Source organism: Pontibacter virosus (genome assembly GCF_003096355.1).
GTDB lineage: Bacteria > Bacteroidota > Bacteroidia > Cytophagales > Hymenobacteraceae > Pontibacter > Pontibacter virosus.
The window spans coordinates 26,384-51,623 of the sequence record NZ_QEKI01000021.1 but is presented as its reverse complement, the minus strand read 5'-3'; the positions used below and the strand labels follow the sequence as shown (position 1 = coordinate 51,623).

26 protein-coding genes, 1 tRNA gene and 1 pseudogene are annotated in these 25,240 nt (G+C 49.0%); 9 read left to right on the top strand and 19 right to left on the bottom strand.

Annotated elements, in window-relative coordinates:
* Positions 1–37: 37 nt before the first annotated feature.
* Together C8E01_RS20295 and gap are read right to left on the bottom strand one after the other, a co-directional pair.
* A complete protein-coding gene (locus C8E01_RS20295; protein ID WP_116545285.1) occupies positions 38–883 on the bottom strand; it encodes a universal stress protein in 846 nt (281 codons plus the stop codon).
* A gap of 182 nt (positions 884–1,065) precedes the next feature.
* Positions 1,066–2,058 carry a type I glyceraldehyde-3-phosphate dehydrogenase gene (gene gap, locus C8E01_RS20290; protein WP_116545284.1) on the bottom strand — a complete coding sequence of 331 codons (993 nt, stop codon included), beginning with the start codon at positions 2,056–2,058 and terminating at the stop codon, positions 1,066–1,068.
* A gap of 183 nt (positions 2,059–2,241) precedes the next feature.
* Between gap and C8E01_RS20285 the strand changes: the two genes are divergently transcribed.
* Positions 2,242–2,313 (top strand) — tRNA-Glu (locus tag C8E01_RS20285).
* 286 nt (positions 2,314–2,599) lie between these two features.
* Here C8E01_RS20285 and C8E01_RS20280 read toward each other — a convergent pair.
* Positions 2,600–2,950 (bottom strand): winged helix-turn-helix transcriptional regulator, encoded by a 351-nt coding sequence (locus tag C8E01_RS20280; RefSeq protein WP_116545283.1) that lies wholly within the window; start codon positions 2,948–2,950, stop codon positions 2,600–2,602.
* A gap of 146 nt (positions 2,951–3,096) precedes the next feature.
* On the opposite strand from C8E01_RS20280, the gene C8E01_RS20275 reads away from it, so the two are divergent.
* The 4 genes and pseudogenes from C8E01_RS20275 to C8E01_RS20260 all read left to right on the top strand — a co-directional run bounded on the left by C8E01_RS20275 (position 3,097) and on the right by C8E01_RS20260 (position 7,109).
* Positions 3,097–4,452, top strand: a complete 1,356-nt coding sequence (locus C8E01_RS20275; protein ID WP_116545282.1) for an NtaA/DmoA family FMN-dependent monooxygenase — start codon at positions 3,097–3,099, stop codon at positions 4,450–4,452.
* A gap of 11 nt (positions 4,453–4,463) precedes the next feature.
* Positions 4,464–5,267 carry an NADPH-dependent F420 reductase gene (locus tag C8E01_RS20270; protein ID WP_116545281.1) on the top strand — a complete coding sequence of 268 codons (804 nt, stop codon included), beginning with the start codon at positions 4,464–4,466 and terminating at the stop codon, positions 5,265–5,267.
* A pseudogene (locus C8E01_RS20265) lies at positions 5,264–6,040 on the top strand (NADPH-dependent F420 reductase); the annotation flags it as partial. The gene C8E01_RS20270 and the pseudogene C8E01_RS20265, both read left to right, overlap by 4 nt.
* A gap of 37 nt (positions 6,041–6,077) precedes the next feature.
* Positions 6,078–7,109: a zinc-dependent alcohol dehydrogenase family protein gene (locus C8E01_RS20260; protein WP_243409732.1), complete on the top strand. Its 1,032-nt coding sequence runs from the start codon at positions 6,078–6,080 to the stop codon at positions 7,107–7,109.
* Between the two features lie 866 nt (positions 7,110–7,975).
* Here C8E01_RS20260 and C8E01_RS20255 read toward each other — a convergent pair.
* Positions 7,976–9,079, bottom strand: a complete 1,104-nt coding sequence (locus C8E01_RS20255; RefSeq protein WP_116545279.1) for an acyltransferase family protein — start codon at positions 9,077–9,079, stop codon at positions 7,976–7,978.
* A gap of 646 nt (positions 9,080–9,725) precedes the next feature.
* Here C8E01_RS20255 and C8E01_RS20250 point away from each other — a divergent pair.
* On the top strand, positions 9,726–9,941 hold the full coding sequence (locus C8E01_RS20250; protein ID WP_116545278.1) for a hypothetical protein: 216 nt from the start codon (positions 9,726–9,728) through the stop codon (positions 9,939–9,941).
* 143 nt (positions 9,942–10,084) lie between these two features.
* Here C8E01_RS20250 and C8E01_RS20245 read toward each other — a convergent pair whose 3' ends face one another.
* Positions 10,085–10,414, bottom strand: coding sequence for a hypothetical protein (locus C8E01_RS20245; RefSeq protein ID WP_116545277.1), 330 nt, complete (start codon positions 10,412–10,414; stop codon positions 10,085–10,087).
* A 164-nt stretch (positions 10,415–10,578) separates the two neighbouring features.
* Between C8E01_RS20245 and C8E01_RS22205 the strand changes: the two genes are divergently transcribed.
* Positions 10,579–10,869 (top strand): hypothetical protein, encoded by a 291-nt coding sequence (locus C8E01_RS22205; RefSeq protein WP_165820700.1) that lies wholly within the window; start codon positions 10,579–10,581, stop codon positions 10,867–10,869.
* 237 nt (positions 10,870–11,106) lie between these two features.
* Complete coding sequence (locus tag C8E01_RS20235; protein WP_116545275.1) at positions 11,107–11,967, top strand: EamA family transporter; 861 nt, start codon at positions 11,107–11,109, stop codon at positions 11,965–11,967.
* A 106-nt stretch (positions 11,968–12,073) separates the two neighbouring features.
* Here the strand turns inward: C8E01_RS20235 and C8E01_RS20230 are convergent, their stop codons facing one another.
* The 3 genes from C8E01_RS20230 to C8E01_RS20220 all read right to left on the bottom strand — a co-directional run bounded on the left by C8E01_RS20230 (position 12,074) and on the right by C8E01_RS20220 (position 14,064).
* Complete coding sequence (locus tag C8E01_RS20230) at positions 12,074–13,039, bottom strand: DUF5996 family protein (protein ID WP_116545274.1); 966 nt, start codon at positions 13,037–13,039, stop codon at positions 12,074–12,076.
* Between the two features lie 23 nt (positions 13,040–13,062).
* Positions 13,063–13,473: an OsmC family protein gene (locus C8E01_RS20225; RefSeq protein ID WP_116545273.1), complete on the bottom strand. Its 411-nt coding sequence runs from the start codon at positions 13,471–13,473 to the stop codon at positions 13,063–13,065.
* A 66-nt stretch (positions 13,474–13,539) separates the two neighbouring features.
* Positions 13,540–14,064, bottom strand: a complete 525-nt coding sequence (locus C8E01_RS20220) for a DUF488 domain-containing protein (protein WP_116545272.1) — start codon at positions 14,062–14,064, stop codon at positions 13,540–13,542.
* 214 nt (positions 14,065–14,278) lie between these two features.
* On the opposite strand from C8E01_RS20220, the gene C8E01_RS20215 reads away from it, so the two are divergent.
* A complete protein-coding gene (locus tag C8E01_RS20215; RefSeq protein ID WP_116545271.1) occupies positions 14,279–14,584 on the top strand; it encodes a hypothetical protein in 306 nt (101 codons plus the stop codon).
* Here C8E01_RS20215 and C8E01_RS20210 read toward each other — a convergent pair.
* The 11 genes from C8E01_RS20210 to C8E01_RS20160 all read right to left on the bottom strand — a co-directional run bounded on the left by C8E01_RS20210 (position 14,581) and on the right by C8E01_RS20160 (position 25,124).
* On the bottom strand, positions 14,581–15,372 hold the full coding sequence (locus C8E01_RS20210) for a glucose 1-dehydrogenase (RefSeq protein ID WP_116545270.1): 792 nt from the start codon (positions 15,370–15,372) through the stop codon (positions 14,581–14,583). The two genes, C8E01_RS20215 and C8E01_RS20210, sit on opposite strands and share 4 nt — an antisense overlap.
* Before the next feature lie 252 nt (positions 15,373–15,624).
* Positions 15,625–16,875 (bottom strand): M20 metallopeptidase family protein, encoded by a 1,251-nt coding sequence (locus C8E01_RS20205; RefSeq protein ID WP_243409730.1) that lies wholly within the window; start codon positions 16,873–16,875, stop codon positions 15,625–15,627.
* A 312-nt stretch (positions 16,876–17,187) separates the two neighbouring features.
* Positions 17,188–17,721 (bottom strand): TetR/AcrR family transcriptional regulator, encoded by a 534-nt coding sequence (locus C8E01_RS20200; protein ID WP_116545269.1) that lies wholly within the window; start codon positions 17,719–17,721, stop codon positions 17,188–17,190.
* A gap of 26 nt (positions 17,722–17,747) precedes the next feature.
* On the bottom strand, positions 17,748–18,956 hold the full coding sequence (gene pcaF / locus C8E01_RS20195; RefSeq protein ID WP_116545268.1) for a 3-oxoadipyl-CoA thiolase: 1,209 nt from the start codon (positions 18,954–18,956) through the stop codon (positions 17,748–17,750).
* Between the two features lie 13 nt (positions 18,957–18,969).
* A complete protein-coding gene (locus C8E01_RS20190; RefSeq protein ID WP_116545267.1) occupies positions 18,970–19,467 on the bottom strand; it encodes an FUSC family protein in 498 nt (165 codons plus the stop codon).
* Positions 19,468–19,511: 44 nt separating this feature from the next.
* The gene (locus C8E01_RS20185; RefSeq protein WP_116545266.1) at positions 19,512–20,861 is read right to left on the bottom strand and encodes a 3-oxoacid CoA-transferase; all 1,350 of its coding nucleotides are present in this window, start codon (positions 20,859–20,861) and stop codon (positions 19,512–19,514) included.
* A 6-nt stretch (positions 20,862–20,867) separates the two neighbouring features.
* Complete coding sequence (pcaD, locus tag C8E01_RS20180; RefSeq protein WP_116545265.1) at positions 20,868–21,677, bottom strand: 3-oxoadipate enol-lactonase; 810 nt, start codon at positions 21,675–21,677, stop codon at positions 20,868–20,870.
* A 19-nt stretch (positions 21,678–21,696) separates the two neighbouring features.
* Positions 21,697–22,614 (bottom strand): catechol 1,2-dioxygenase, encoded by a 918-nt coding sequence (gene catA / locus C8E01_RS20175; RefSeq protein WP_116545264.1) that lies wholly within the window; start codon positions 22,612–22,614, stop codon positions 21,697–21,699.
* A 57-nt stretch (positions 22,615–22,671) separates the two neighbouring features.
* Complete coding sequence (gene catC, locus C8E01_RS20170; RefSeq protein WP_116545263.1) at positions 22,672–22,968, bottom strand: muconolactone Delta-isomerase; 297 nt, start codon at positions 22,966–22,968, stop codon at positions 22,672–22,674.
* Positions 22,969–22,971: 3 nt separating this feature from the next.
* Positions 22,972–24,090: a muconate/chloromuconate family cycloisomerase gene (locus tag C8E01_RS20165; protein ID WP_116545262.1), complete on the bottom strand. Its 1,119-nt coding sequence runs from the start codon at positions 24,088–24,090 to the stop codon at positions 22,972–22,974.
* A 146-nt stretch (positions 24,091–24,236) separates the two neighbouring features.
* Entirely contained in the window at positions 24,237–25,124 is an 888-nt protein-coding gene (locus C8E01_RS20160; RefSeq protein ID WP_116545261.1) for a helix-turn-helix domain-containing protein, read from the bottom strand.
* Positions 25,125–25,240 lie beyond the last annotated feature (116 nt).

The following is a 25,240-nucleotide window of genomic DNA, read 5'->3' as shown; positions in this document are numbered from 1 at the left end:
CTGGTTGCCGGGCTTCTGTACTTTAGGTCTAAGTGCTCTATTTGAGGTGAAACGTCAGCACCGGGATGTCAGAGTGGTTTACCAGGTCCTCGGCGATACTGCCGCTGAGCAAGTGCGACAAACCGGTACGGCCGTGTGTGGCCATCATCACCATGTCCGCGCCGATCTCTTCGGCGAAGTGCAGGATGCCATCTTCCTCAATCGTGTCGTTGTACACGTTGATGGTGAAGTTTTGCAGTCCGTAGCGCTCGGCGGCCTTCTGCATACGGGTGCGCAGGTTGCTGCTCGACTCAAACGCGCCTGGCGTGTTGATGTATACCAGGTGCAGCTGTGCTCCGAACAACTGCTGGAAATACTTGAATTTTTCAACGGCTGTACCAATCTCGCGCTTAAAATCAGAAGGCAGTACAATGTTGCGGATCTGGAAATTGGCAATGCGACCTTTTACAGTCAGGACAGGGCACTCAGCGGTGCGCACGACTTTTTCAGTGTTAGAGCCTAGCAGGAACTCGTCCATGCCACTGGCGCCTTTTGAGCCCATCACCACCAGGTCCACCTTGTCGTCATTAATCACCCGGCGAATCTTGCGTATAACGTTGTCTGCATCCACCTCCTGCACTACCTCCACGCCGGCATGCTCAACAGTGCGCTTTAGCTCATCCATGCGGAGTTTTGTGTTTTCGAGCAGTTTCATCATGTATACCTGTTCCATGCCGTTTCCGCCAACCAAATCGCCGGTTACACTGAAAGAGTGGGAATAAGGCATTTCGACCACATGCAGCAGTTTAATAGCAGCTCCAGTCTGCCGTGCAATAACGACAGCTAATTCAAAAGCATAGCGGGCCTGGTCGGAAAAGTCGGTTGGTACAAGTATTCTTCTCATAATTCTGTGTGGTTTAATCTTTCTGTTCTGTTTCAGATGTAAAATTACAGGCTTGTATACGCCCGTACTATGATTAATGTCATTCCTGATGAAATATAGTGATTTTCTTTTATATACGCTACACAACACAAAAGCCCACCAGAAAGGCGGGCTTTTGCAATATCAGGTATAGAACCGGTTGATTAGCCAAGCTTGGCGATCAGGTCAGCAGCTCTGTTAGAGTAGCCAGCCTCGTTGTCGTACCAGCCTACCACTTTTACCAGTGTTTCGTTAGCTGATGTCATCTCTGCGTCGAAGATGCAAGAGTGTGTGTTGCCAATGATGTCAATCGAAACGATTGGGTCCTCAGTGTACTCCAGGATGCCTTTCATTTCGCCTTCGGCAGCTTTCTTCATGGCGGCGTTGATCTCTTCTTTCGTAGCTGGTCTCTTCAGTACGCAAGTAAGGTCAGTCAAAGAGCCATCCGGAATAGGAACGCGCATAGCCACGCCATCCAGTTTGCCTTTCAGGTGAGGTAATACCAGACCAACGGCCTTGGCAGCGCCAGTAGACGTAGGCACGATGGAGTAAGCTGCTGCACGGGCACGACGCAGGTCGCTGTGCGGGGAATCCTGCAGGCTCTGGTCAGAGGTATAGGCGTGTACGGTGGTGATATAACCTTTCTCGATACCGAACGTGTCGTCCAGTACTTTCGCCATCGGCGCAAGACAGTTTGTCGTGCAAGAGGCGTTAGAAACAATGCGCTCGTCACCCGTCAGGATATCTTCGTTTACACCCAGTACCACAGTTGGGATATTACCTTTGGCAGGAGCCGAAATAACTACTTTGCGGGCACCTGCCTCCAGGTGGCCACCAGCGCCTTGCTCGTCCACAAAACGACCAGTAGACTCCAGTACTACGTCTACGCCCATTTTGCCCCAAGGCAGGTTCTTAGGCTCACGCTCCGCAGTGATCTGAATCTCTTTGCCATTTACGATAATACCGTTGTCAGTGGCTTCTACTGTACCATTAAAACGGCCGTGTACTGAATCGTACTTCAGCAGGTGAGCCAATGTTTTGGTGTTGGTCAGGTCGTTGATCGCTACTACCTCTACATTGTCCTTCTCCAGAAGGGCCTTAAAAGTAAGTCTGCCGATACGGCCAAAACCGTTAATTGCAACTTTAATTTTAGACATGGTATTTGGGATTGATTTGTTTTTAAATTTTGATGCTGCGAAGTTACAATTACAGATAAGGAAATCCAATATATTTTTTCCTTCCTGTGTCTTAATGTTTTATGCAGAATCTGGCCAAAAAATGAAAAAAACATTTGCCTTGTAATAGCTTTGCCTTATCTTTGCACCACCAAATGACAGAATGGTCCGTTCGTCTAGGGGTTAGGACTCCAGATTTTCATTCTGGCAACAGGGGTTCGATTCCCCTACGGACTACACAGTAAAGCTTAAAAACCCGCTTATTTCATCAAATAAGCGGGTTTTTTGTTTTCAGAGTAACAGAAAAGTACCAAAAAAAGATTTTCAGCGCTGTTACTCATCGTCATTGCTAGTCAATCTCTTCTCACGTACTTTGTATTTAACCAAGCTAGTCTCCCTCCTATCTCATCAATTAGTGAGGTTAAAACAGCTGTAAAGAGAACCAAATAACTGCAGGTACAGAACAAGAATTAATTCCCTCCTATTTAGGGAGGTCTTTCGTCTTCACCTATAACTTTCGCAATTATTCCTTTTCGAAGATTTTCTTCCGGTGGTTGAGTCCCCACCCCTTCAAAGCATCGATGATCGGTGTTAAAGTATCGGCATACGGTTCCGGTTTATACAGGATTCTGACCGGGTAATCGTCTATCACCACTCGCTTGATCAGCTGGTGCTGCTCGAGGTCCTTTAATTCCTTTGCCAGCACCTTTGGCGTGATCCCTGGAATGCTCTCCTGTATATCGGTGAACCGCTCATTGCCTGTCATCACCGAAATGATAATGGGCAGCTTCCATTTCCCATTTATCACTTCAATCGCATCCCGCACCGGCTTTACTGTGTCCAGGCAGGACAGGTATCCCATTTTATTTGCCATAACTCTTCTATTTCAAACTTTTCCACTTTCCTTTGGGAAATCACTATACAAAGGAAAGTAATTAATCGTAATTTTGCAAAAGATTATTCAACTGTTGTAGCACAATCCTTACCCGTTGAATAACAAGTAAATAAAATTAGAAATGTATGAGCACAAATAAAGATAGACAAATGCACCTCGTTGCTCAGCTACCCAGCGGGCAGGGAATTGAACAAGGCGGCTGGCGCTGGCCGGGCGCCGATAAAGCAGCCTTTATAAATGAAGATATTTATGTAAAAGGAGCTCAACTTGCGGAAAAAGGCAAGCTGGACGGCTTCTTTCTGACCGATACTCCTGCCGTTTACATTAATGTGAAAGAAATGCCGCCGCATCATAGTTTCGATCCTTTGATGCTAACGGCCTTGATGGCAAAGGCAACTGAACGGATAGGGCTGATCACTACCATGTCTACCTCCCTGAACGAGCCTTATAATATTGCCAGAGCCATGCGAACTTTAGACCTGTTCAGTAAAGGCAGAGCTGGCTGGAATGTGGTGACTACTGGTGCAGGTCCTGCACTGCTCAATTTCTACTCCGGAATTCTGAACCACGATGAAAAACATGCCCGCTCAACCGAGGTATGGGAGGCGGTATTGAAGTTATGGGGAAGCTGGCACAAAGACGCCCTGAAATTAGACGTTGATTCCGGGGTGTTCGCAGATGACACTTTGATCCAACCGATCAATTACAAAGGCAAATATGTAACGACAAAGGGACCTATCAATATGCCGCCTTCAGAGCAGGGAATGCCGGTGATCTTCACGGCCGGTGGCGGGAATTATGGGTATGATTTTGCGGCTACAAAAGCCGATGCGATGTATAGCAACCCACCAACCCTGGAGTATGCTACCGCTTTTTGGAAGTCGATGAAGGCCAGTATGAAGCAAGCCGGTAGAAACCCGGATCAGTTCACGGTGTTCAACGGTATTGGGGTTTCCATTGCTTCGTCTGAAAAAGAAGCACTGGAAAGAAGAGCTGCTCTGGATGAATTAGGTGATCCCAAATCCAGGTTGCGGTACTTAGGGCACATGCTCAATATTCCGATAACCGGTTTAGATATAGATAAAGCCATTCCGCCAGAACTTCTGGAAATAGCTTATCCATCTCCTTCCGACCATCGCTCCAAATACGCTTACGATCTGGCAAAAAAGAACTTCACCATCCGGGAGGTGCTGGCACATGGTCCTATCAATTACCATCCAATCTTTATGGGAACGCCCGAAAGCATAGCCGACAAGTTTCAGCAGTGGTTTGAGGCAGGCGTAGGGAAAGGGTTCAGTGTTGTACCCGATTCCGGGCTGGATTCTTTGACGGACTTTGTAGAGCAGGTAGTTCCTATTTTACAGAGAAGAGGTTTGCTACGGGAAGAGTACACCGGCTCAACGCTTCGGGAACATTTGGGCTTGCCTTATCAGAACGGCTTACCGGAACAAAAAACAAAAACATTAATAGCTAAGAATTAATTAAATATAAAATGAAAATAGGAGTAATTGGAGCCGGTGTAATCGGCAAAACATTGGCCAGAAAGTTTAGTGCAGCCGGACATAACGTGACACTCGCAGATGCCAGAGGCGTAGCAAGTATTCAGGCCATTGCTGACTGGGCTAATGTAACTCCAGTAGCAGTAGAAGATGTAGCAACCGATGTGGATGTGCTGGTCGTATCCATTCCCTTTGGAAACATACCCGACCTGGTAAAAACGCTACATGGCAAGATAGCGGATCATGTCGTAATTGTGGAAACGACCAACTTCTGGCCCAATCGGGACGCTACGGTAGAGGCAGTAGAAAACGGCATGGTAAACAGCGTTTGGGTGCAGCAGCAGTTTGGCCGGCCGGTAGTTAAAGCATTCAGCAACATTGGCGCTTATAGTCTGGCGGTTGAAGGTAAACCGAAAGGAAGTAAAGACAGGATTGCGCTGGCCGTTTCAGGGGATGAACAAAAATCAAAAGAAGTGGTAATGGGCCTGGTGGATGACGCCGGTTTTGACGCTTTGGATGCCGGTACGCTGGAAGACTCCTGGCGTCAGCAGGCATGCTCCCCCGCCTATTGCACTGATCTCACTCTGCCTGAGCTTATACAGGCCCGGGCAGCATCTGAGAGAGAAACATTAAGAGAAAAGCAGGACCTGTTGTTTAGCAAAATGCTAGAGATAGGTGATGAATACTTTAAGATCATTCTGTCAGGGGATTACCCGGAAGGGTTCGTAGACCATGCCGTAGACATCGTCCGCGAGATCAACAACTTGCCTCCAAGAAAGCATCTTACGTTAGGTTAATCAGGAAACAGTTTAAAGTATTTGATATGAAGATAGGAATCCTTGGCGTAGGCCATATCGGTAAAACGTTAGCATTGAAATTGAGTGCGGCAGGACATAAAGTACATGTTGCAAACTCCAGAGGCCCAGAAACTATAGCTGCTGATGTGCTCTCTACAGGTGCAAAAGCGGTAACAGTCCAGCAAGCTGTTTTAGATAAAGATGTAATTATCATATCCATCCCCCTTAATCGCATTCCTGCTATTGCGCCCCTTTTAGCTGGTGTTCCAGACCAAACAGTTGTCATTGACACCTCCAACTATTACCCGGGTCGTGACAACAAAATTGAAAGCATTGAGGCCGGAAAGGTAGAAAGTATTTGGGTACAGGAACAACTGGGACGCCCGGTAGCGAAAGCCTGGAATTCCATTGGTTCAGATTCCTTTGCAAAGAAAGGTAAACCGGCTGGAAGCCTTGACCGAATTGCACTATCTATAGCAGCAGAACGGGAAATTGACAGCAAGTTGACAATGCAATTGGTTGAAGAAACGGGATTTGACGCGTACGATGCGGGTTCATTAAAAGACTCCTGGCGGCAGCAACCAGGCGCACCTGCCTACTGCACCGACCTTACGTTGAAAGAACTGCCGGCCGCCCTTGCCGCAGCTGACAGGGCTCGGTTACCTAAACGCCGCGATTTAGCAGTTGCAGCGTTTCAGGAACGCTTTGGAGATGCCACAACCAACCCTGATGCAGATTTTGGTGTCCGCCTAAGCCGGGTGTTATTTATGTAAGTTGATTGCACGTGAAAGAAAATAGCGGAATATAAAAATGGAAAATTACAAATCGACCATGAAAGCATGGCAAAGGCAAGGTCCCGGACTTGATAACATTAAACGGATAGAATTACCTGTCCCCACCGTAGGGCCAAAGCAGATTTTAGTCAAGGTAAAAGCGGTGTCACTCAACTATAGAGATAAGGCGATCGTTGACGGGATATATTTACCGCACCTGATGACTGAACCATTTGTTCCTGTATCAGATGCCGCAGGAGAAGTGGTTGCTATCGGGGATAAGGTAACCAAATTCAAGGCTGGAGACCGCGTAATATCACATTTGTTCACCAAGTGGCTCGATGGAGCGCCCAACCAGGACTATGGGCCTTCAGCACTTGGTGGTCCAAATGACGGTGGATTGGCCGAATACCTCCTTTTGGAAGAGGACGCGACGGTGAAAGCACCTGACTATATGACCTATGAAGAGGCTGCCAGTTTGCCTATTGCTGCTTTGACGGTATGGTTCTCCTTAGTGGAGTACGGTAAGATCAAAGCCGGTGATACGGTATTGGTGCTGGGTACCGGTGGGGTATCGGTATCGGCAGTTCAAATTGCGGCTGCACTCGGGGCTAGGGTCATAGCCACTAGCAGCAGCAATGCCAAAGCCGAAAAGATAAAATCATTAGGAGCAACTGATGTGATCAACTACGTGGAGAATCCAGACTGGGAAAAGAAAGTCCTCGAGCTGACCAACGGAGAGGGTGTACAGCACATACTAGAAGTTGTGGGCGGTGACAACCTGAATAAATCATTAGAAGCTGTTGCACTACAGGGTAATATTTACATCATCGGATTCCTGAAAAACATGATGGCTGAGGTCAATCTTTTCACCTTGCTCGCTAAACGAGTACGTTTGCAAGGTATCAACGTAGGCCACCGTAAAGCATTGGAAGATGTGGTTAAAGCTTTCCAACAGCTCAAAATACAGCCTGTGATTGACAAAGTTTATCCATTTGAAGATGCCTTAAAAGCATACGAACATCTAAATCAAGGTGCATTTGGTAAAATTGTGATTCAGGTTAATTGATCATCATTAGTCAGCAAAGTTGAAAATGGAGCGCCGTTTGATATTTATCAAATGGCGCTTTTACTAATAGGCTGTTTGATTTAACTGGCCAAAACAGTAGGTGTCGGTTGTGTAGGTAAGAGAAGTTAACAGACTTATGAGTTACCCCGGCTGTTTATTCCTCCTTCTTCCTGTAGATATGCTGCTGTAGCCACCAAATCCTTGTGGAAAAGGTTCGATAATTCCATCCTTTGGTCTACTACATAAGAAAGCCGCTCTAATCAATTGGAGTGGCTTTTTTTATGTACCTTGGACACTAAAGTCACTTCCCTTTCTGCTTTCACCCTAGCAATTAGCGCTGAATGTACCCAACAGAAAGGTCTAAAGTCAATGTTATACACCCATTGCCGTCTGGTGCTTCCTGCCTGTTATATAGGGCCACACATTCTTAAGTAATTTCTCACGGCAAAGCCTAGAACCAGGTATCTTTAAACCTGCCGGCCTCACCTACTCGTCTCATCAAACAAATTCCTGTTTGATTCGTGAGACGGTAATACAGGATGGATTAAAAGCCGATCATGCACACTGCAGCTTTTACTGCTATAGCGGAGCGAGACGATACGACAGCTTCTATAATTTTATTCCTCACAGATTGCCTCCTGTTTGAATATATTTTCTGTTGGACAGCAACGTTGTTTATAAGCGGGACCGCCTACATACGCCGGAATCAGGGGTGCCGCTCCTGATACTCTCGCGGGGAGCGGTAACTGCCAGCGTAAGGTCCGATACTGCTCCATATAAACCTCGGACAGGTAATCCTGCTCAGTGTGCACAAACCGCTGATTGTTGGAGTGGGCAGGGCTAAAGTATAGCCATAATTTCTGATCCTACCGTTGTCGCCATTTGCTGCTCAAATACCTCCTAACAGGGATATCATACACCAACATCACTACATAGGCTATGCCGACCAATAGAACAGTTCCTATTGACACAATTAGGAACAGCTCAGTTGCGTCGGGCTTGTTGTTCGTGTAATAGTTACCAAACATCCATAAAGCGGCATAATGGGTCATGTAGAGAGGGTACGAGATATTCCCAGAAAATTCACAAAGCTTTTTCAACCCCACAGACAAGCTGGAGCCTACTCCCAACGCAACTAGTAAGGGGAAATAGAATAGTACAACCATTGCCTCGGCCACCCAATTCCATTTGCCAAAATGGGGCATCACAAAGGCCAGTGACAGCAAGATAGCCAGGCCGATGAACCCGAGTCTGTTCTTGATTACCCAGTTAGAACGATAGATTAATAACCCGGCTGAGAAAGAGTAGGCGATACGGGCACCGCCATCCCAGAAAGTTTCCCCTGACCAGCCCCCCAGCAGGTTACCTGCCCGATAACTAACCAGACAAAGTACAACTGCGGCCAGCATTGTCAGTACGGCCAAATAGCGGCGGGAGAGCTTGTACAGTATAAGGCCATATACAATGTTGGCGACGTATTCCCAGAACAATGACCACGAAAGGGCATTGAGACCAAAAAGGTTGAAAGCACGGTCTTTCATAACCGGAAAGGGAATGAGCAGGGCAGAGCAAACAAACAACAGGATAAGTTTGCCTGTGCCATACTCCTCGGTATAAGATGCAAATGGATCAAATAGAAAAGCCAATAGGCCCAATACCGATCCCAGAATAACCAAGGGATGCAGTCTTATCAACCTTGCTTTGAAGAACTCTATAATCCCCATTTTGCCAATACGATCGTCATAAGCGTAGCCGATGACAAAACCGGACAAGCAGAAAAAGAAGTCAACTGCTAAGAAGCCATGCCCAATGAAATTCATGCTGGAGTCCGGGTAAATCCACTCCATGAAGTGGAAAATCACAACAGCCAAAGCCGCTATTCCCCTTAACCCATCGAGGATTATAAAGTGCTGTTTCGTCTGTAGAATGCCCGGGCCGGCTTGTAGATTGTCCGTTTTAACTTTAAGCATATTCCTTGATTCTGAAGGGAGTAGAATGCAAACAGCAGCGAACCGTTAAGAAAGGCTCCATGCATTAGCACCTGATGGATAAAGCCGTAATATATTAAGTTTATTGCATTTAAACGCAGAGACGAAGCCGGAAAATGTTGCCGCTATACCTTAAAACCTAAGCTATCATTCTTACTTCATGTAGAGGAGCAATAACGACTATCTCATACAATCGTCACTATAACAATCACCTGATACTGCTTATAATGAGAAAGTTACCAACCTTTTCTATCGTCCAGACATTTACCCGAGGTTTCCAAATCACTATTTTTAAAGTTCGAAAATTCAACCCTTTGATCTACTGAAACATGACTCATCCCAAACTTTTGTAATGGGTTGAAAAAGAAAAACCTCTTGCTTTGTGGTTATATGACCATGTAAAACAGGAGGTTTTATGTTTACTACTTCTGAAAATGCATCTTCGGCGCCTGGGGTTCTCTCCCAGGCCCTGTTTTTCTCCCACCGCCTCTAGGAGTTCCTCTCTCTCCGCGAGAGCAGCAAGCCTACCATATGACCTTCTGCAAATAACTTTTTAGGAATGGTTGGGCATTAAGTAAAACTTCATATTCCAAATGTCGTTTCTAACGAGAAACATAAAAACACTACTATGAATAACTTATTCAGAGGATTGCTTGCTGGTTATGGTGCTAAAAAACTAGGTGGAGGATGCTTCAGTACGATTCTAATTTTTGTAATTATTTGGGTGGTGCTTGGTCAATGTAGCAGTACATTTAAATCGAACGCAAGCGAAGAAAAGACGACTAATCAAACCGAGATAAAAGAATCTGGATTTGTCACTTCATCTGCCCCCGCCATTCGGTAAAAGTTTGTATGCTTTTAAGCTAATTTTCTGCTTCCCCAATCATGGGTGTAAGTAGGGCACATGATACACTTCTTTAATTCAACTAACGTACTTGGGCTGAAACACGCCTTGGTGTGGTTTAGGCATTGTTGGGTGCTGGCTTTCTAGTTCCAAAGTTTATAAATGTAGATTTCGTCGTTTTCATCCATTATTTGCCCCTTTTGAATGACAATAAATGTTCGCTTTACTTCGAACTTGCCCCCTCTATCAATATAGATTGTAGTCGTTTCATCATTTAGTTTATACTCTCCTTCAGAAACAAATTCATTTTTATCGAATACTGTTATTCCATCTTTTGCAGCATAGTTGACAACATTATTTTTCTTAAACCAAAAAGCTATGTAGTTTGTACTTTCAAATTTAAGCCCTGCATGCCAGTCAATATGTTTGTGGCCATCAGACAAATAGTAGCCATCTTCTATAAGTAAATCCATTCTTTATTTATGCTTACACCCGACTACTGGATATACGACAACATATGCTTAACTACACTATGTACGCAGTTGTTGTAGCGCGCTTTCGCGCTCATTTGCTTACGGCATCTGATACTTGTATCTGTAGTGCACATGCTTTTATATAGTTAAGCTAATATAGGTGAATGCTAGAGATTATCCAACGGGCTGACAATTTTATCCAGTGCATGGGTAGTGTTGTGGGTGTAGATCTCGGTGGTTTTGCTACTTCGATGGCCCGGCAGCACCTGAATGGTTACCTGACCCAGGTTTACCGCACCCAAAAGGGAAACACTTATCACCTGTGTTATGACTATGGCTACTTGCTTCTGCCTGAAGAAAAGGTGTTGATCGTGAACTGGCAGCCTTACATGGACGAGCTTAACCAGGGGAAGTTGTGTCAATTAAAGTCCCGCTTTTCCTCAATTGGAATTTAAGGGAATCATCCGCATCTTTGGGCCGTAACTAACAACATGGCATTTCATCTTTATAACACCCCTACCCTACACCGTTTTGCTTACAAAATAACCGTTATTTCTTCGTCTTAGTGACCTCACTTCCCTTTCTGCCTGTCCCTTCTTCGAGCAGTTAATCTAAGGTATCAGATTGTTTGCAGCCTTTCACTTTCTCAGGGATTACCGTGGAATTTTGTTGCGTTCACCATTATCTGGATCATGTTAAATTTATCAAATAAGAAAATAGCTATACCGGCTATACCTGCCGTTCTGCTTGCCATGATCAGTGTTCAGGGCGGTGCTTCCATCGCCAAATACCTCTTCCCTGTCTTAGGGGCCAGTGGCACGGCCTCGTTACGCATAGGCTTTGCGGCGCTCATTCTTCTCGCTGTCTCTAGAACCAACCTTTTGAAGGTAACCAAAAAGCAGTGGCTCTATTGCCTGGCCTACGGCACCTGCCTCGGAGCCATGAACCTGGTGTTTTATTTCGCCATCAAGCGCATCCCGCTGGGATTAGGTGTTACGCTGGAGTTCACCGGGCCACTGGTACTGGCCTTGTTGGGCTCCAGAAAAAAGCTGGATCTGCTCTGGGTGCTGCTGGCCTGCACAGGTATAGCGCTTATTGCACCCTGGCAGAACAACAACGTGGACCTGTTAGGCGCAGGCCTGGCTGTTGGGGCCGGCGCCCTGTGGGCCGGCTATATTGTGCTGGGCGGAAAGGTAGCAAGGGTGATGAAAGGCAGTGATGCCGTTGGAGTAGGTATGCTCTTTGCCTCCCTGTTTGTAATTCCCTTCGGCATATTCAGCGGTGACTTAGCCGCAGTTACCGCACCACTGCTGCTGATCGGTGTGGCTGTTGCGCTGTTAACCAGTGCTATACCTTATACCCTGGAAATTGGTGCCTTGCGTCAGCTCCCACCTAAAACGTTTGGCATCCTGATGAGTCTGCACCCGGCCTTTGCCGCCCTCTCGGGTTTGTTGTTTCTGGATGAATACCTCAGCGTAACGCAGTGGGTATCTATTGCGTGCGTCATCGCAGCCAGTGTGGGTGCCACTTACTTTTCAAGAAAGGTACGATGATTCTCAAATAGCCTGGCAGGAAAATCATGTTGATGGTAGCGACATGAGAATGGTTTATCTTAAGTTCGTTAGGTATATGCGCGCGCGCTCTAACAAGCGAGCTCTTCTATTGATCCTTATCCACCTGCTTGTAGGCTTTGCGATCAGCCTTCCTCCGGTCGGAAAAATTTTCCTGTTCCAGTGCTTTCCGATCCCAATGGGCCAGATCAGCTGCCGCCTCGTACGTGCTATGCAGGAAGTCCATCAGCATTGCTTCCGGGTCAGCGGCCTCCTGCACGGCATCGTAAGGTAGAATGAACTCGCGGAGCTCCGGATGGTAATAGGCTTGGTCAGGTTTTATGCGGGCGTTTTTATACCCTTCCGGCTCCGGATAGATGTAACTGTAAAATACTGCAGTGGGAAACGCATCGCTCCCTGGCCAGAATCCACAGCTACAAACTTCCTTGGAATAGGCTTCCTGTGCTATCCAATCGGGCAGGTAGGGCACGCCTCCGGGGTGCCGGGGTGCATCACGACCAGAGAATCGCGACACAGCCAGATCAAAACTGCCCCAGAACAAATGCACAGGACTGCACTTGCCTCTGAATTCAGCCCTGAATCTGGTAAAAACATCGTGCGCCCGAAGAAATGCCTGGTGCAAAGCTGTTGCGTGGCCGGGGTTGTAGGTGGCATGCGTAACATCCTCGTAAAAGGGAATGGGGTTTTCCAGTTCATTCGGAACAGGGTAAATGTCTGCCTGTATACCTACCTGCTGAAGGGCTTCCAGTAGCTGCTTATAGCATCCCGCCACCGACAGTCCTTTTAGGTCGATGCGGTGTGTGTCGCCCGCACTGGTTTTTAACTGCAGTTGATGGCGTATAAAGTCAAAGTCAAGCTGAAAATGTTTTTCTCCATCCACTATATCTGAAGTGGTAAGCCCGCTCGGAGTTACATAGAGTGTTACATGCCAGGAATGATTTGTCCAGGGTGTTTTAACCAGTCTGATTTTCCCTGCGATCTGTGTCCACAGGTGCACGGTTTCATAAGTTTTTTGAGCTTCCTTAAAAGATAGCTTAGGCCATGGCGTTTTCATAGGCAATTTTTGTAAACGGCTATTCAATCCAGCAGCGTGATGATATCGCTGGGTTTGTTTAAAAGGCGGTGCAGCGGACATGCCTTCGCTATTTTACACAGCTTTTCGCGCTGCTCTGTTGTCAGCGTTTCACCAAAAGATACACTGCAGTAAAAAATGTTGTTGCCAGCGGCATTATCGGTGCTTTTTACCAGATTCACCTTTACTTTAATCAGGCCAATCTCCCACCCTTTCCGGGTCACATACATCCGGAGGGTAATCACCATACAGGAGGCCAGTGCCATGCACAGGAAGTCGCCGGGAGCGGGTCCCAGGTCCTGTCCTCCCAGATCCAAAGGCTCGTCGGCTTTAAGCATGTGCCGATTCGTCTGAAGCGTCGTCGTATAGGCTTCACCTGTATTTTCCGCTTCGGCAGTAGCAATGATGTTGGGCATTTATATGTTGTTAGTCGTTAGCAAAGTAATTGATGACTCGGCCTGGAATGCTGAGAGTTAACATTATTACGCCTTCGCCTTTTCGGGGTGTGTTTCCAGGTACGCTGAAGTAAAAGGATGTTCCTTCTCTACTCCTTCCCCCATGATGTGCAGCACGGTCCAGCCTCTTTCTTTGAGATAGTCTGAAATGATGGCGCGATGACACCGCCACCACACGGCTTCGGAACACATGTAGGCAGTTCGCTTTTGGGTGGCTACTTTCGTCAGTTCCGCTATACCTTCTTCAAATTCCCTGGTCTCGGTATAATCAGCATAGCCGCGAAAGGACTCACTTTTCCAGACAGTATTGGGTGAGTCAGGCCGGGGCTTTCGACGGCCACCTAATTTTTGCTCGGGCATATACCTGATGCCGGCCTCGGGCAGGTAGGTCTCCAGCACCGACACGTTGAAATGGGGATACTTTTTAGAGCCAGGGTAGCGGCGTACATCCACCAGCACCTCAATCTGAAATGACTGAAGCGCTGCCACAAATTCCTCCGGGCTTCTGGTAGAGTGACCAAAGGTCCAGATAGTCTTATTCGTTGCTGTCATGTATGTTACCTACCTTTTAAAATAACTCCGCTTTACCTCTTACGGCAAGTTAGCGGTCCGGTCCAAGCCCTTATACGTTTGTTTTATGGACACTCCCATACCTGTACGGAGATTACTGGCTTATCTATTAACCCATTCTACGAGATAACTTACGAACGTAGTAAAAACCGTATATACCTGAGAATCAAAAAACTACTGGAAATCACCCGAAGTAGTGCCGAAGTACCTCAGCGATTGGGAGAAAGCGATACAATTAGCGCAGCCCGGTTTTACTTTGCTGGTCGACTGCCGCAACATGCTCACGCATCTGGTTGCTGTGAAAAAAATGCACGAGGCTGCCGCTAACCGGTTGGCTGATTCACCGATCTCCTATATGGCTGAAGTGTCGCCAACAGACAGGATAGCCGTGCTGCAGGTCAGTGGCGTAATGAAGCAGATCGGGAAGGGAAGTATTAAAATGGCGGACATTGTGCTCGGAGAGAACATACTGGACCAACTAACCAACAATCATACTAGTTAAACGAAGCCATAGCTATTCGACTCGCCGCCGTCAATGGCAATCGTTTGTCCATTTACATAAGAAGCATCTTCGCTTAACAGGAAAACGACAACTTTTGCCACCTCATCGGGCAAGCCCAGGCGTTTGGTTGGGTTAGCTTTTGCATAATCTGTTTCGGCTGCTTTTGGATCCTCGGGGTTTACCTGCCGGAAGGCTTCGGCTACCATCGGCGTTAGAATCGCACCGGGAGCAATCGCATTGGTGGTGATGCCGTACTTGCCGAATTCCAGCGCTGCGTTCTTCGTCATGCCCGAAACGGCATGTTTGCTGGCCACATAAGGGGTTTGGTTCAACACGCCTCTGATTCCGCCCACAGAAGCAACGTTTACTATACGCCCATACTGCTGCCGCTGCATGATGGGGATGATGTACCGCATGCCGTAAAACACCCCCATCAGGTTAATGTCAATCACTTTTCGGAACACATCTAGATCATACTCTGTCATCAGGGCCTGTTTCCCTTCAATGCCGGCATTGTTGTAAAAACCGTCAATGCGGCTGAATGCCTTAACCGTCTCCACAACATACTTCTTCACATCCTCCTCTTTGGAAACATCGGCCGTTACAATTATCACCTTTGTATCAGGATATTCTTTTGAGAGAGCTTCCTTTGCCTCCTCCAAAGCTTTTTCGTTGTAATCGACCAGCGACAGAAGAGCGCCTTGTTTTGCCGCTTCCATGGCTGCCGCTAACCCCAGCCCCATAGCGGCTCCGGTAATGACGATTACTTTGTTTTCTAACTTTTTCATAGTGTAGATTTTAATTAGCTGTCTTATTCGTGTTTTCCATCTGCTTGTGTGTCAGCAGCAGATGGACTGATTTCTTTACCTCAATCCTTTAATTTGCTTTCCTATACCTGTTCGCTTTGCTCAACTCTATAAGTATAATCTTTAGGCAAGAGTCGGATAACCCAAATTCCAGATCAATTACTTGTATCACCTTACCGTTCAGTTCCACCAGTTTTACGCAGTGGTATCAAAGGCCAGGAGTTCAGTGCTGTCTCATTCATTCAGGTAGTCCAAAATGACTTGCACCTGTGTTTTCACCCCGTCTATTAAAGCGCTTTCATCCACGGTGAATTTGGGATTGTGGTTCGCTGCACCTTTCCCGATGCCAAGCGTCATGAAGTTGATGGGAGCGATCTTTCTATAGTAGGCAAAGTCCTCGCTGGCTGTCATCATGGGCGCATCAAATACCTTTTCCTTTCCCAGTGTGGTTTCTGCACTTTTCCTGGCTTGTTCGTTAAGAGCAGGATCATTCTGTATGGCCGGATAGGTAGAAATGTAATCGAGTTCGTAAGCAGCTCCGTAAGCTTTCGTAATGTTCTCAATTATTTCTTTTATTCTTTCCTCCACCTGCTTTCTGGTTTTATCTGACGTGGTGCGGATACTGGCAGCCAGTTCGGCCCTGTCTGCAATCACATTAAAAGCATCACCCGACTGAAATTTTCCGATGGTAACCACAGTCATCTCTCCCGGTTCAACATTTCGGGATACTATCGTTTGTAATGCACTGACGATGGCAGCTCCCACCACAATTGGGTCAATTCCTAAATGTGGCATAGAACCATGCGATCCTTTCCCGATAATGCTCAGATTAAAGATGTCCTGCGCGGTTGAAGCAGCGCCCACTGGCAAAATGCCTACATGGCCGGCTGGGAAATTGGGCAACACATGCATCCCAAAAAAAGCTCCTACACCCTTCAAAGCGCCAGAGTTAATTATATCTATTGCGCCACCGGGTGGTTGCTCTTCTGCGTGCTGAAAAATAAAGTAAACTGTTCCCTTTAGCTGATTTTGCATTTTAGAAAGGGTAGTGGCGGTTCCCAGCAGCATGGCGGTATGGGCGTCATGTCCACAGGAGTGCATTACATTCTCCACTTTTGATTTAAATGGCAAGTCGGTTTCTTCCTGCATCGGCAAGGCATCCATGTCTGCCCGGAAGGCAACGGTCTTGCCCGGCTTGGCGCCTTTCAACATGCCGATGACGCTTGTCTTGGCTGGTTTAGTGATTTCTATGTTTCCCAATGACTTCAGAACATCCTCCACATACTTGCTGGTTTGCTCTTCCTTGAAGGACACTTCCGGGTTTTGATGAATATGCCGCCGCCACTTGATCAGGTCTTCAGTGGGAATATGTTTCACCCAGGCTGCCTCCGTGTTGTTTTTACGAGGTGCGCTGCCTTGTTTGGTTTGGGCCTGCAGTACACCAGCCCATAAGATGGCTACTATTAGCGGAAAAATTTCTTTCATAACATCACATATTTCAGGCAAAAGGTGCGAATAAGCCATACATGGTAGACTAAATCGTTGGACAAGGTGCTGTCGCGTGGGTGCCTGTGCGACGGGTGGTAAGCTGGGAACGCGCTTTTGATTTTACGTCTTATAATTCAGTTAGTTAATCATAGCACAACATCATCTCCTCCGATCTCCGTTGGTTGAAACTCGGTTTATAACAGCACTTATACCTTATGCCTGCTTAGGCAAAAGCTCAGATTGCCACCCGCTGTATTTCCGCTCTGAATTTTGCAAAGACACTGATCCTGCTGGAAGCAGGAGTGAACTTTACAGGTTATACTTCTGCTTCATCACCTGAATCAGTTCCTTTCTTGTGGAAACGTCCTGTTGATGGGCAGCAAAATACTTCCATACGCCATCGATGTGGATCAGCAATAGCTCTGCTTCCAGTTCAGGCTGGCTATACCCCAGCTCACGGAAACACTCCGTCAGCCGGAGCCGACAGGGGCGCATGAAGTTGTCGTGGTAGCGGGACGAGATGGGATTGAGCGCCATGATCTTGTACTGCATGCGCCAGAAGTCGGGGTTGGAGCGCGTCAGCTGTATCGGCAGCTCGATCATACCAGCGATGTAAGCACTTTCGGAGAGGCCCTTCAGGTATAGGTTTGTTTCCAGGGCAGCTTCCTGATAGGCTTTTTTAATAATGGTCTCAAGCAACTGGTCTTTGGTACCGTAATGCTTAAAAATCAGTGCCTCTGATGTGTTAGCTTCAGCAGCGATCGACTTGGTGGAGGTGGCCCGGATACCATTCTCCGTAAACAGCCTTAAGGCAGCATCCAGTATCGCTTCTTTCTTACTCATCAGGTATAAAAAATGAAGAAAAAGCGTTAGACCCTTTCCAGAATGACCGCATAGCCCTGCCCTACCCCCACGCACATGGTGGCCAGCGCATAGCGCTTCTGCTGTCTTTTCAGTGCGAGGGCCGCGCTGTACACAATGCGCGTACCGGACATACCCAGCGGATGCCCCAAGGCAATGGCTCCACCACTTACGTTCAGGCGCTCATCATCATCCGCCAGCCCCCAGGTTCTGGTGCAGGCCAGGCTCTGCGCAGCAAAGGCTTCGTTCAGTTCAATGATATCCATGTCGTGCATGGTTAAACCCGCTCTTTGCAGCGCCTTTTCAGTGGCGGGCACCGGACCTATCCCCATGATGCGGGGCTCCACGCCTGCCACTGCCGAGCTCACAATACGGGCCAACGGTTTGAGGTTATACTTTTGCAGCGCTTCTTCCGAAACGATATAAGTGGCTGCCGCACCATCGTTCAACCCGGAGGCGTTTCCGGCCGTCACTGTGCCATTGGCCTTAAAGGCAGGCTTCAGCTTGGCCAGTGTTTCCAGGGTGGTTTCTGGTCGTACAAACTCGTCTTTTGAAACAATGACCGGCTCGCCTTTTCGTTGTGGAATCGTGACGGGCATGATTTCTTCTGCCAGCGTGCCGTTCTCCTGCGCTTTGGCCGCCTTCATCTGCGAGTGATAGGAGAATTTATCCTGGTCCTCGCGGGAGATCTGGTACTCTTCGGCCAGGTTCTCTGCCGTCACGCCCATAGGGTCGGTTCCGTATACCTCCTCCATCTTGGGGTTGATGAAGCGCCAGCCGAAACTGGAGTCATGCATCTCGGAATCGTTGCCAAAGGCCTTGCTGGGCTTGGAAACCACCAGGGGGCCGCGCGTCATGTGCTCAACGCCACCGGCTATAAACACATCGCCATCCCCTGCCTTTATAGCCCGCACCGCGTGGATGATAGCCGACATACCCGAGGCGCACAGGCGGTTCACTGTTTCGCCGGGTACCGTTACCGGCAGACCGGCTAAAAGACCCGCCATGCGGGCCACGTTCCGGTTGTCCTCGCCGGCCTGGTTGTGGCAGCCCAAAATCACATCGTCAACCGCCTCTTTCGGGATGCCCGGATTTCGGGAAATCAGCTCTTTAATGACCATAGCCGCCAGGTCGTCGGTGCGAATGGGTGAAAGTCCTCCACCCAACTTTCCGACCGGGGTTCTGATTCCATCTATGATATAGGCTTGCTTGCTCATGATTTTAGTTAGTTTAACTGGTTTGATCTCTTCTTAGCTTATCAGATAAAAACGAAGTAGCGGCGGATACGCCATATCCGATCACACAACCCAACGTCACACACAGAAACCGCTCTACCCCCGCCAGGTTGGTTATGACTTCCTTTTCATAGGTCACCACGATCACAAGGGCAACCACTGCAGTTCGGGCCACATCCATCAGGTTAAAAAAATGACAGACAAGAATGGACACAGCGATTCCAATCACCATCATCAGCACCTGAGGAACAGGTAACCAAACACACAGCAGCCCAACGCTCGACCCGATCAGGTTGGATTTTATACGCTCAACCGTGAGCATGGAAGAATCCCTTATTTCCGGAGACAGGACAAGTAAAATGGAAAGCATCGTCCAGAAGAACTCAACCTGAGGGAAAGCCAGGTATAGCGTATAGCCGATCAGGAAGCCTATGATACACCGGATAATGTACAAGACCACGTCTACATCAATGCTATACCTGCTGTTCGCCATTTCATCTTTTCTCCTTTACATAATTGTGCGGCGCGGGACTATTTTTATGCCATAAGCGCCTCTTTGAATTTTGCTGTTGTCTTCGCCCGCACTTCTTCCAAAGTTGCGCCCGGCATCAGCTCGGTCAAGGTCAGTTGGCCGTCGATAAACCTGAAAACAGCCAGGTCGGTGATGATCATGTCCACCGCTTTCAGGGCTGTGAGAGGCAGTGCGCAAGTCGGGACAACCTTTGCGGAGCCGTCTTTGTTGGTGTGGGTCATGGTGATGATGAGCGTCTTGGCACCCGATGCCAGGTCCATGGCGCCGCCTACGCCGAGTAAAGGCTGGCCCGGCACGGCCCAGTTGGCCAGGTTTGCTTGTTCATCCACTTCCAGACCACCCATTACGGCAATGTCCACGTGCTTGCCGCGGATCATGGCGAAGGAATCGGCACTGTCGAAATAACTGGAACCAGGCAGGGCTGTTACCGGAATCTTGCCTGCATTGACTGGATAATCCATCGCACCGCCCCCATCTGTTGGGGCCGGACCAACGCCCAGCATGCCGTTTTCGGTGTGCATCACGATGCCGTCTTCCGGCGTTATCAGATCAGCTACCAGCGTAGGTATACCAATACCCAGGTTGACGACGTCGCCTCTTTTGAGTTCCTGCAAGGCACGCTTCGCCATGTTCATGCGTCTCTCACTCACTTTCCGGGAAGAAGAGACGGAGGCGGAGGAACCCAGGTCTTCCGTGGTCAATGTTGCCTGCACAAGGTAGTCCACATAGGAGCCCGGCGTGTGCACGTGCTCTGGCGCAATTTCCCCTACCGGCACAATCTCTTCTACTTCTGCGATCACCAGATCGGCGGCCGTGGCCATGGCGCGGTTAAAGTTCTGCTCCGTCATGCGGTAGCTCAGGTTACCGGCGGTGTCGGCTCTCCAGGCGCGCACAAAGGCCACGTTGCCGCGGATGCCTTCTATAAAGACCTGCTCCTTGCCCTGAATCACTTTCGTTTCGCGCCCCTTTGCCAGTTCGGTGCCGGCAGAGGTAGGCGTATAAAAGCCGCCTATACCTGCGCCCCCTGCCCGGATGGCTTCGGCCAGCGTGCCCTGCGGCAGCAACTCGTATGCTACGTCACCGTCCTGCGCCGCTTTCACTGCTTCGGGGTTGCTGGTAAAGAAGGAGCCGATCATCTTTTTGATTTGCCCGTTGCGCAGCAGTTTGCCGCCGCCTATACCTGCTTCCCCAACGTTGTTGCCGATAAAGGTCAGGTTCTTCGTTCCGGTTTCGGCGAGTGCGTGCATCAGGTGCACCGGATTGCCCGTCATCCCGAAACCGCCCTGCAGCAATACGTCTCCATCCTTTACCAAAGCAACTGCTTCTTTAAGGCTTATCTGTGGTACCGATTTCATATTGTATCAATGGTAAATTCGTAAATAAAAGTCGCCTTCATTCTTGGCGGCGTACAGCACATTTTTGGCAAATTCCGCAGGCAATTCCACGCTGGACAAATGGTTGGCATTTAACTGCACGTGCCGGGAACGAGGAATTCGGCTGGCTAGAAATTCACCGTCTGCGGGGGTGGTCACTTCATCCTGGGTGCCGCTGATCACCAGGGTAGGCACTGCCAGCTTCGGTAGCGCTTCCCTGAAATCCGCATCGCGCACAGCGGCGCAGTTGGCAATGTAGCCTTGCAGGGACGTATGCGCGAACTTTTCCAGCACGGCACTGACCTGTTCCGGATGCTCCTGCCTGAAGGCCGGGGTAAACCAGCGCTGCGCCGTGCCATCGAGTATACTTTCCAGGCCGTGCTCCTTCACCTGTGCGATGCGGGCATTCCAGCCTTCAGCGTTTCCTATCTTGGCAGCCGTATTGGCGATGATGATTTTCTTGAACCGTTCCGGGTGGTGAATGCCCAGCCACTGCCCAATCAAACCGCCCATCGACAGTCCGCAGAAGTATACCTTGCCCATACCCAGGTGGTCCAGCAAGGCGAGGACGTCCTGCCCCAACTCAGCGATGGTGACCGTATCCGAGTTGATAGAACTTTGCCCGTGCCCTCGGGTATCGTAGCGCAGTATATTCAGATGCGGTTTCAGGCTGTGCACCACCTTATCCCACATGCTCAGGTCTGTCCCCAGCGAGTTGGAAAATACGATGGTATCATCGTGCCCCAGGTCTTCATAGTTATAGAAACAGTCGTTACCGGCGATTTTTATGGTTGGCATCTGGTATGGGGTTTGGGTTTTAGCGGGGTCCGTGGGTGCGTTCTATCTCAGCGGCAAACACGCCTTCCCGCTCTTTGTGTATTTCAAAATCGAAGTCAATGGAAGCGAATGGCTCGTCAATGTTGAACTCCGCTTTCGCTTCGGCTGCGGAGTAACGGGTGATGTGCGGCACCAGTTCTTCACGGGAGGCAAATGCAAAATCATCCCAGATGAGCGGATCGCCTTCAATGTTGATCTGAGTGGTGAGTTTGCGGTAACCGGGCGCTGTTACAAAGAAGTGAATGTGCGCCGGACGGCTGCCGTGGCGCCCAATTGCTTTGAGTAACTGATCTGTCGCGCCGCCGGGAGGACAGCTATAGCCAACTGGCAGAATGCTCTTGAACTTATACCTGCCGTTTTCGTCGGTGATGATGGCCCGGCGCAGATTGAATGGCGGTTGGGAGGAGTCGAAAATAGAGTACATGCCGCGCAGGTTGCAATGCCATACCTCTACTTTGGCGTTAGGCACTGGTTTACCGTCTTCGTCGCGCACCTGCCCTTGCATGTAGAGTCGTTCGCCTCCCACTTCGGGCTCTGTTTCCAGCTCGGCATAGCCTACCGATTCCGGGGAGCCGGGCACGTACAGCGGACCTTCAATCGTGCGCGGCGTGCCGCCCGTTATACCTGCTTTAGCCTCGGCTTCGTCCATACGCAGATCCAGGAAATGCTCCAGCCCGATGCCAGCCACCACCAGTCCCCATTCGTTGTTCCGGCCGGTGGTCGTCAGCCAGTCTACTGCTTTCCAGATTTCTTCCGGCTGAATGTCCAGGTCTTCGATAGCGTAGAAGAGGTCGGTAGTGAGGCGGTTCACAATTTCTTTGATGCGCTCTGAGCCTTGTCCGGGTTCCTCAGTTGATTTTATTTTCTCTACAACGGCGTCTATTTGATGTCTTTCCATGGTTAGTTTGTACTAAGGTTTTAGGTTAATTTGCTTTTAAGGTATAGGGTAGTGTGTTTAGTGCGCGTCTTCTTCGTTCTTCACAGAAGAGTAGTGCTGGCAAAGAGCCGTTACTTCCACCTGCATGAAGGGGTATAGCGGAAGCGATAGCAGGATGTCGTGCAGTTCGCCGGCGCTGGCCACGTTGAAAATGCTGATGTTGGCATACTGGCCGGCGATGCGCCAGATGTGTGTCCATTTGCCCTGTCGCTGCAGATCCTGCGAAAGCGCTTTCTCTTTCGCCTTCAATTCCTCCACATAGGTTTTATCTAGATCCAGTGGAATATCCACCAGCATGTGCACGTGAAATAGCATAGCTTATTTTCTTTTGAATTTTTCTACCTGATTCATGTCTAACTCTATACCTAATCCCGGTCCCTGCGGAATTTCCATCACGCCGTTTTGGTAGGTCAGTCTGCCCTTGACGATATCCTCTGTGAGCAGAAGCGGGCCGAAGAGTTCGGTGCCCCAGTCGAGATGCAGGGTGCTGAAGACCTGCGCCGAGGCCACTGTGCCCACCGTGCCTTCCAGCATGGTGCCGCCGTACAGGCTGATGCCTGCCGCCTGGGCAATGGCAGCCTGTTTCTGGATGTTAATCAAACCACCCGCTTTGGAAATCTTCAGGGCAAACACGCTGCCCCCTCCTATTTTGGCGAGCTTAAAGGCATCGGTCACCGTAGCTGCTGCTTCGTCTGCCATGATCGGCACTTTGAAGTATTGCGTAAGACGGGCAAGTCCGTCGAAGTTCGTTTTGATGATGGGCTGCTCGATCAGGTCGACGCCATCCTCCTGCAGTTGGGCTATACCTTGCTTGGCGACACTTTCCGTCCAGGCCTGGTTGACGTCCACGGTCACTTTCACGTCGGGGCCGACGGCTTGTTTGATCGCGCTCACATGCCGCACATCGTGCTTCCAGTCATAGCGTCCGATCTTCAGTTTGAAGGTATTGTGCCTGCCATCGTTTAAGAGCGCCTGGGCTTCCTCTATGTCTTTTTGGGTATCCCCGCTGGCAAGGGTCCAGAGCACGGGCAGGGTTTGGGTCACGGCTCCGCCCAGCAGGGTGGCCACCGAAACGCCCAGCCTTTTGCCCTGGGCATCCAGCAGCGCGGTTTCGATGGCAGACTTCACAAAGTTGTTTCCTTTGATATTGTACTCCAGCAAAGCCATGATGGCATTGATGCTCAGAGCCGATTTTCCCTGCAGTAGCGGGGCGATGTAGGTGTCCAGCGTCAGCTTCATGCCCTCAGGCGATTCATCCCCGTAGCTCAAGCCGCCAATGGTGGTGGATTCGCCAATCCCCTCTATGCCGTCGCTGCAAAAGAGGCGCACAATTACCATCGCCTGGTTACGCATCACGGCCATCGACAAGTGGTGCGGACGGATGGTGGGCAGGTCCACGATAACGGACTCAATGCGCTCAATATGAATAACTTCCATGTTCTAAGTGTACGATTATACCAGAGTTATGAGTGTTCACTTACTATAGAAAGTAACCACTCACTAAGTAGTACAAATGTACCCGTATAGCAGCCCCAGGGGTAGGACTATTGCGCTTTTACCAAGACAAATCGAACATGTGGGGCTTATTTTCGCTTCACCCCAATCTTTTTGCGGAATTCGATCGGGGTTTGCCCGGTCCTTTTCTTGAAAAGACGGGCAAAATAGGCAGGATCTTCAAAGCCGAGCGTGTAGCTCACGTCGGCTATGTTGCTATCTACATCCGAAAGCGCTAGTTGGGCTTTGGTGATGAAGTAATCGATCAGAATGTCTTTGGGGGATTTGCCGGCTATGCTTCGGCAAATGCGGCTTAGATGGCCGGTGGACATGAACAAATCGCGGGCGTATTCTTCCACCGTTTTTTTGTAGGAGTCCTGTGACCGGATAAGTTGCTGGAAACGCCGGAAGTATACTTTGCTGATGTTGGATGAGGAGTAGTAGGCTTGCCTGCCACCCAGCGAAATGCGGTACAACTGCACGAGCATCTGCCCGACCAGGTACTGCAGCATCAGGAGCCGACCCGGAAACTGACTATTGTACTCGTCCACACATTTCTGCATCGTGTCGAATACTTCTGTCGTGGCGTGCTCTTCATCTGTAACCGAAACAATATGAATTTCCTCCATCCCAAAAATCACATCAGCCTCCCGCTGCAGCATGTGCTCCAGCACGGTATCCGCCAGGTTGATAATCCAGCCGGAAACATGTGTGAGGTGCAGAAAGCCATGCTCGATGTTTTTGGGGACGACTAGAAATGCGGGAGCGTGTATGTCTACCTTCTCGTTGCCGTAATGAAACTCAGTATGTCCTTGCTGGACGATAAAGATCTGCAGGAAATTATTGTGGGCATGCAGTTTCACCTGTCCCTGGTGCTGTTTCCCGATTTCCCCGAAAGGATGCACATGAATCAGCCCTTTCGCAAATTCGATGGTGTTGGTACCGTAAAGCCCTTTGTAAAACCGTTTCTCCTGCATGGTTTAAGTTGCCACAATTCGCAATACAAAGCAACTGAAAAATGAATGGAAGCCTGCTTGCTCAAAGTTTAGTTAGATTACGTAATTTATACTTTGTCTGAAACAGTTGAGATCTG